Here is a 6,774-nt window from a genome sequence, read left to right on the forward strand (position 1 = left end):
CGCAATACCCTCACCTTGGGTGCAGCCATCCGTTTGAGTGCGGCTAATGCTTGTTCGGCACGACTTTCTTGGAAGTAACCCAAAATTCCATTAAGGATGACAATTGAGAGAATGGCGATCGTATCTTTATACGGCAATCCACTCGTCTTTCCCGCCTGAATTTCGATGAAATCAAAGATACCAGAAACCACCGCCACAACCATCAACATTACCAACATAATATTGGTACATTGGTCGAGTAAAATCTGCCACCATTGACGACTAGCCGCAGCAACCAGTTCATTCGCGCCGAATTCTTGTCGTCGATCGATTATTTGTCGATCGGTTAAACCTGTTTTCTCGTCTGTTTCGAGTCGTGATAATGTCCGATCGATCGTCAGTGTATGCCAAAGTGGATCTGATGGCTTTGTCTCTCGAAGAATTGGTAACGGTGAGAGCATATTACAATATCCAAACTACTCATGGTATAAATTTTCACCAAACTCGCTCGATTGGATAAAGATCGAAAACCTTGTCAGCACTCAAGAATGGCATTTCTTCTACCATTCCTTGAGCAATCATAATTCTGTCAAAGGGATCGCGATGCTCATTTGGTAAATTCTCTAGGGCATAGATGTGAGCTAAGGTAATGTCTAAAATTCATCAGGCAGAGGATCTTCAAAACCTTCGTGGATCTCACCCATTCCAGCGTGTAAACCAAACACGCGAGGTGATTTGTCTTGTGGTTTATCGCTTTCCACAACCTGCTTACTAGCCAAAAATTCAATAAAGTCAATCACTGTCTGCTGTTGAGATAGCGATAGGGAGCGCATTCTAGTCTGTGCTGCATCAACCAAATCGTTCGCACAGCGTCTCTGAAAGAGAATCGTTTGATATGTCATGGTGTTTCTTCCCATTACGGCTGCACTATCCATTATAAAGTCTTTGTGTCTGCGGAGCCAGACGCTGCTGGTGCAGAGGCTTTGCCAACAAGATGAGTTAGAAGTTAGCACGATCGTCAGATGAGCAAACATTGCGTCGATCGAATAAAATTTAGCAAATATGGCGACATAATAAATATTTACAACATCAATAATGTCTGAACCCAAGTTGCTTTGAATGACCCCTGGTCTATGGTAAATTTTATCCTTCGATGCGATCGACCACACTCAAGCAGGTTTGAGCCAAATCTAGTACGTGTCGAATGGCTAAAGCCCGATCGGTTTCTGAATACTTACCAATGGTAAGGCGCAGCTCATTAGCAAATAAACTATAGATTGCGCCAAGATTTTGAAATACTTTTGGAGTCGCAGCGACCAATATGCCACGTCTGTCATTGGGATCGCGCATCCGCTCGACTAGTCCTTTTGTTTCCAATCGGTCGATTAGAGCCGTAACGCTACCAGTGGTTAAGTTCAGAGCTGTGGCGATATAAGTCGGAGTAACCGAACCATGTTCGAGCAAATTTAGGCAGCGTAAATCGTTGCGAGAGATAGCAAGACTTCCAGCCGCTGCATGGTCTAGCCGATCGATTGCCGAGTGCAATTGACGGCAAGCCGCAACAATATCTACACTATCCTTAATGATTCGCTCTTCCATTGTAAATTCCTCAATCGTAGCTTAAATGACATCATGAATCGCCGACTCAAACCTAGCTTGATTGACAAGTTACTTGATTATTGATATTCTAGATGAACGAGGTTTATAGTGCAACTCATCATTCGAGGAATCAGTCATGGATCTATTAGTCATTATCTCAGGCATTGCGGTAGCGATCTCCGTTGTTGTTTTTCTTACTCCCAAGTTCGTTAGGTACACAGAAGAAATTACGATCGATGCTTCTGTCGCACAAATCTACGACCATATTCGGTTCCAAAAAGACTTGATGCGCTGGTCGGCTTGGCCGAGTGAAACTGGATCGACCTGTGAATGTCAGCAGGAAGATGGTGGCGTTGGTGCTCAAACAGTGTTTTTTGACAAAGAAGGCAAACGGATCGGACACCAGGAAGTCACTGCGATCTCAGAAAATAAAAGCGTGGATTTTGAACTCTTTGGTGGTGGTCCGCCTCACAAAGCTAAGATGCAGTTTGAATTGATACCTATCAACGCGACGCGCACAAAAGTGTTGTTGCACTTCACTAACGAGATTATGCCTCCTTTCAATCTGGTGCTTAGGCTTGTTGGCGTTGTGAGTTGGACGCGCAAACTGCATCAAAAAGATTTAGATGGTCTAAAAAGATTTTCAGAACCACCTTTCCAAATTTATACTGGGCAACCTGCATCAATTTCTGGCACGACTTGATTATGTATATTTACCGAGCTGAACCTAAAAGTATTAACACGATCGACTCAGGTTTCAGGCATTATTCATTTAACAAATAAATAATACCTACTTAAAGCTATTCTTGGATGACTCGATATGTCATTAGAAAAATGTTGGCGATTGCCTACGGCAGTCCAAAGGTCAACGAGTCATCCAAACAATACTTCTTGGCAAGATTATTCCCGTTTTTCTACCACGATCGTCAGATGAGCAACCATTGCGCCGATCGATCCTACAGCAGCCAGAATGGGGAAGAAAGCCGCACTGATGGCACCACCAACTACGCCAACAGTTAAAGGAATTTCAATTAAGACATGCCCCTCTTCATTTTTGAGAATAATCCGCCGAATATTACCTTGATGTACGAGTTCTTTGATTTTGGCTCCGAGGGCATCACCATTAATACTAAATTCTTCTACTCCAATCTTTTCTGCTGTTTTTGCTTCATGTTCTCCAGTTACTAATTCAGACTGGATTGTTTCGACATTTTCTTGAAAGTTATCATTTTGTACGTTCATGTTATGAATTTCCTAGTTATATTTGCAAGTTAGATTTTTGATTACCGATAGATTGCATCAGTTCATCGAGTGAAACTTCTTGAGTTTTATGAGTAACCATAGTTATTTTTCTCGATTTTGTAACAGTTAGTAGGGAAGCCAAAGGCTTCTGCGAGAAGCCTTTGGCTCTAGCGTATCTAAGCCGCCATCTGCGGTTGTCCTCTACCAAATTTCCAGAGCAAGATGACACCCAAACCAAATAGATTAATCAGGAGAACTACTAATCCTCCTAAAAACGGAATTAATGCCAGAACTGTCAAAATTGCCAAACCAATTAAGAATTGCTGTGTTGCTGACTGCTTGCCATTCTTATCCAGACGTTGACCGACAAATAGAGCCACACCGAGCGAACCGACTAAAGAGGTAACAACCGCACTCAAACTCAATAGTGGAATCAAGGGAATTCCAATCAATGTAACCGCTAAAAACACAGTGCCGAAGAGAATAGCAAAAATCGCTCCAATTCCCCACAGAGCCGTCAATCCAGGCTGTTGACGCAATTTTTCTGCCAAATCAGGCAAAAAGGTTGGGCTGGTTTGCAAGATAATCAGTCCGAGAATAGCAGCTACAACAGCAGCACAGATTCTAAACACTGCACTGAAGAAATAGTGAGCGAAGAAGCTTTGTCTACCATGGGAGCCGTACATCATGCCATGTCTGTCACTAAATGTAGCCTTTTCGCCGCCAATAATCGCCCCTGGTTCCTGGATGATTTTGCCGCCAAAGAAGTAAGCATCACCATCTACCCGCGCCCCTGCTTTGAGGATGACATCGCCGCCAAAAGCGATCGCTGTATCCAAAACTCTAGCATTGGGTAATACCGTCACACTCCCACCAAAAGCACTAGCGTTTTCGACAGTTTGGTTCGCCGCTACAGTTACGCCGCCACCAAAGCGAACCAGATTGGTATTATTAATATTAATATCAGTCTGTGCTAGCGCATTCCCAGCAAAGATTAAACAAATGGTGGCTATAAATGCTAAAATTAATTGTTGCCATTTCATAGATTTTATCCTTACTAATACTGAGACAAGTGAATACTCCTCATAGTATTAACAAAAGATGAGGAATCTGTGAGGAAAGTTATTCTCTCAGTAGTTGTAATCATTAGTGATGTATTAACGAGTGCTGGTAATCCTCCAGCTCTGCCCAGAAATATTGTCACATTTTGCCATCGTCAGTTGATTATTTCTACCGTCATTGAGAACGTTCAAACAATTATTCTCCCCTGTAAGCGCATTCGTCACAAAATAATAGCCAGAATTGCCAGGAATTGTCTTGCTAGGTGTAATGCTCCAGAGTTGTCCAGGCAGACTGTTACATTTAGCCATGGTTACTTTATTATTTTCACCGTCATTAATAACATTCAAGCATTTATCCATGCCTGTGAATGGAGTCTGTAACTGATAAGCTTGAGGATTTTTTTCACTAGCTGTCATGCTCCAGCGTTGTCCAGCAACATTGCCACACTTAGTCATCGTCAATCGATTATTTTTATCATCTTCGATAATGTCCAAGCAGCTATCTGCGCCAGTGAGTGTATTTCGCAGTCGATTTTGCTTAATCTGAGCGTTAACTTCATTAGCTAGTAGACTAATCAAGATTATCGGTAAAGCAACGATGAGTTTCTGAATTTTCATACAAATATAAAATTGCTTATTTATGTTTGTATTATACCAACTTGACATAGATACTACTGTCTATCAAATTAGCTATTTCTAGGACGGTAGATCGAATCAAAATGTAGAGATATCTTAAATCGCAAATTAATTAGATCGATTCAACAATGACTCCATCGACCATCCGAATTATCCGTTTTGTTCTAGCGGCAACGTTGGCATCATGGGTGACGATCGAGATCGTCGTACCCTGTTGATTTAAATCTGTCAACAGATTCATAATCTCCTCAGAAGTATTAGAATCCAACGCGCCAGTCGGTTCATCGGCGAGAACTAATGCAGGATGATTGACTAAAGCACGAGCGATTCTCGTTCCGAGCAACTGAGCCGACGTAAACGTCGTCTAATCGATGAAAGAAACTATGGTTGGGTATGCCCTAGTTTCATTCTTCAACCCAACCTACAGATCCTTGCTGTGAGCTAATTATAGGTTAAGTTCCTTAGAAGAGGCTTCGCCAACGCCACTCGCTATTGTTGTCCGCCGGAGAGCTGATTGGGACGGTTCTGGATGCGATCGCTCAAACCAAATTGAATTAGTGCATCGGTAGCTTGTTCGATTCGTTGCGACTTATCGACATCGGCATAAATCATCGGGAGCATCACATTTGCCAAAGATGTGAGTCTTGGCAAGAGGTTAAACTGTTGAAACACAAACCCAATATATTGATTGCGAATATCGGCAAGTTCATCATCATCGAGCGTCGGGGCAAGGGGTAAGGGGAAAAGTCAATCAAGCAAAGGCATCTTTCTTTTACCCTTTACCCTTTACCCTTTACCCAATTCATAACTCTCGATCTAACTAGCAACTCACGTTATTTAATCCCCATATAGTGCCAAGATCGGGTCTAATTTTGCCGCATTACGGGCTGGAATACCGCCCGCTAACACACCAACAATCAGCGAAAGGAAGAAACCGACCACCACTGACAATAAAGACACCACAAACGGAAATTTGAAGATCGTAGCAACAGTGAAAGCGAGAGCGACACCCAATCCAATCCCGATCGCACCACCGAGACTCGAAATCACGATCGATTCCATCAAAAATTGATTCAGAATCGCGCCGCTCGTTGCACCGACAGCTTTTTGCAGCCCGATTTCCCGCGTCCGTTCCATCACGGAAACTAGCATAATATTTGCGATGCCAATGCCGCCGACGACTAGCGAAATTCCGGCGATCGCACCGACCATCAGCGTCAACGACCCCATAATACTTGTGAAAGTATTAATGATATCCACTTGATTGGTGACGCGAAAATCATCTTCCTTGGGCGGGCGAATATTATGGCGCAGCCGGAGTACATTCGTCACCTGAAATTGCGCCGCTTCAAGCTGGTCGGCATTGCTAGATTGGAGCAAGAAACCATTAACAGCAGTACCTGTGAGCGAATTGTTACCAACAATTTCTGCGGACATATTAGTCAACGGTAAATAAATAATGTCATCCGCATCTTGCCCGCCGATCGATCCTTTTGACTCCATTACGCCGATAACACTGTAGCGGTTGCCCCGAACTCGAATATCGGCACCGATCGGATTTTCCGATGGCGAGAACAAGTCATCTCGAACTTTGGAACCAAGAACAACAACTGGTTTGGCGATATCTAAATCCTCTTGACGGAAAAATGCCCCTAATTGCGTGTGGAGATTTCTCACCACTGGGAAGTTCAAATCTGTGCCTAATGCCATTGTGGCAATGTTGATATTGCCCCGCACCACCTGAATATTCTGGCGTTGTAGATATGCGGCTACCGCTGTAGCGGCGGGGACTTGCTTGGCGATCGCTTGAGCATCTTCCCAAGTGAGAGTACTAGCAGAGCCAGCCCCCTGACTGATCCCACCAGTTCGCGCCGAGGCTGCTGAAACCTGGAGAATATTTGTACCCAATGCCTGAATTTGTAACTCGGTAGCTTTTTGGACACCTTGACCGATCGAAGTAATTGCAATTACAGATGATATCCCAATAATTACGCCCAACATCGTCAATCCACTGCGGATTTTGCTACTCCACAAGGTTTCGACTGCCATCAGGAATATTTCCAGCAGTGAGATTTTGCGTTTACTGCGACGGGATGAACGCATCAGTGATTTGCTAGGAAAATCCCCTCTTGGGAGCGGAAAGTGCGGTCTTGGGGCGCGAGCTTTTGGGGGGAAGCTTCCCCCCAAAACGTCGCTTGTTTCCCCAAGTGGAGCACCTTTACAAGACAGGGGTGCCCGTAGGGTGGGGTGGGTAGAT

General features: G+C 43.9%; 8 protein-coding genes and 1 pseudogene. 1 reads left to right on the forward strand and 8 read right to left on the reverse strand.

Annotation, left to right across the window (positions count from 1 at the left end; translation table 11 throughout):
• From ACEW9J_RS00985 to ACEW9J_RS00995, 3 genes are all read right to left on the reverse strand, one after another.
• On the reverse strand, positions 1-440 hold a 440-nt coding region (locus ACEW9J_RS00985), incomplete at its 3' end, for a cation-transporting P-type ATPase (RefSeq protein ID WP_373543286.1).
• A gap of 192 nt (positions 441-632) precedes the next feature.
• A complete protein-coding gene (locus ACEW9J_RS00990) occupies positions 633-1,088 on the reverse strand; it encodes a DUF2281 domain-containing protein (RefSeq protein WP_373543287.1) in 456 nt (151 codons plus the stop codon).
• Between the two features lie 34 nt (positions 1,089-1,122).
• Positions 1,123-1,578, reverse strand: a complete 456-nt coding sequence (locus ACEW9J_RS00995; protein ID WP_373543288.1) for a MarR family winged helix-turn-helix transcriptional regulator — start codon at positions 1,576-1,578, stop codon at positions 1,123-1,125.
• Positions 1,579-1,714: 136 nt separating this feature from the next.
• On the opposite strand from ACEW9J_RS00995, the gene ACEW9J_RS01000 reads away from it, so the two are divergent.
• Positions 1,715-2,281, forward strand: coding sequence for an SRPBCC family protein (locus ACEW9J_RS01000; RefSeq protein WP_373543289.1), 567 nt, complete (start codon positions 1,715-1,717; stop codon positions 2,279-2,281).
• 197 nt (positions 2,282-2,478) lie between these two features.
• On the opposite strand, the gene ACEW9J_RS01005 is transcribed toward ACEW9J_RS01000, so the two are convergent.
• The 5 genes and pseudogenes from ACEW9J_RS01005 to ACEW9J_RS01025 form a co-directional block, all read right to left on the reverse strand.
• On the reverse strand, positions 2,479-2,820 hold the full coding sequence (locus tag ACEW9J_RS01005; protein ID WP_373543290.1) for a DUF4342 domain-containing protein: 342 nt from the start codon (positions 2,818-2,820) through the stop codon (positions 2,479-2,481).
• 176 nt (positions 2,821-2,996) lie between these two features.
• Positions 2,997-3,863: a hypothetical protein gene (locus ACEW9J_RS01010; RefSeq protein ID WP_373543291.1), complete on the reverse strand. Its 867-nt coding sequence runs from the start codon at positions 3,861-3,863 to the stop codon at positions 2,997-2,999.
• A gap of 114 nt (positions 3,864-3,977) precedes the next feature.
• A complete protein-coding gene (locus ACEW9J_RS01015; RefSeq protein ID WP_373543292.1) occupies positions 3,978-4,499 on the reverse strand; it encodes an RICIN domain-containing protein in 522 nt (173 codons plus the stop codon).
• A gap of 130 nt (positions 4,500-4,629) precedes the next feature.
• Positions 4,630-5,240, reverse strand: a pseudogene (locus tag ACEW9J_RS01020) (ABC transporter ATP-binding protein); the annotation flags it as partial.
• 114 nt (positions 5,241-5,354) lie between these two features.
• Positions 5,355-6,620 carry an ABC transporter permease gene (locus ACEW9J_RS01025; RefSeq protein ID WP_373543293.1) on the reverse strand — a complete coding sequence of 422 codons (1,266 nt, stop codon included), beginning with the start codon at positions 6,618-6,620 and terminating at the stop codon, positions 5,355-5,357.
• Positions 6,621-6,774 lie beyond the last annotated feature (154 nt).

Source organism: Chamaesiphon sp. (assembly GCF_041737865.1).
Taxonomy (GTDB): Bacteria; Cyanobacteriota; Cyanobacteriia; order Cyanobacteriales; family Chamaesiphonaceae; genus Chamaesiphon.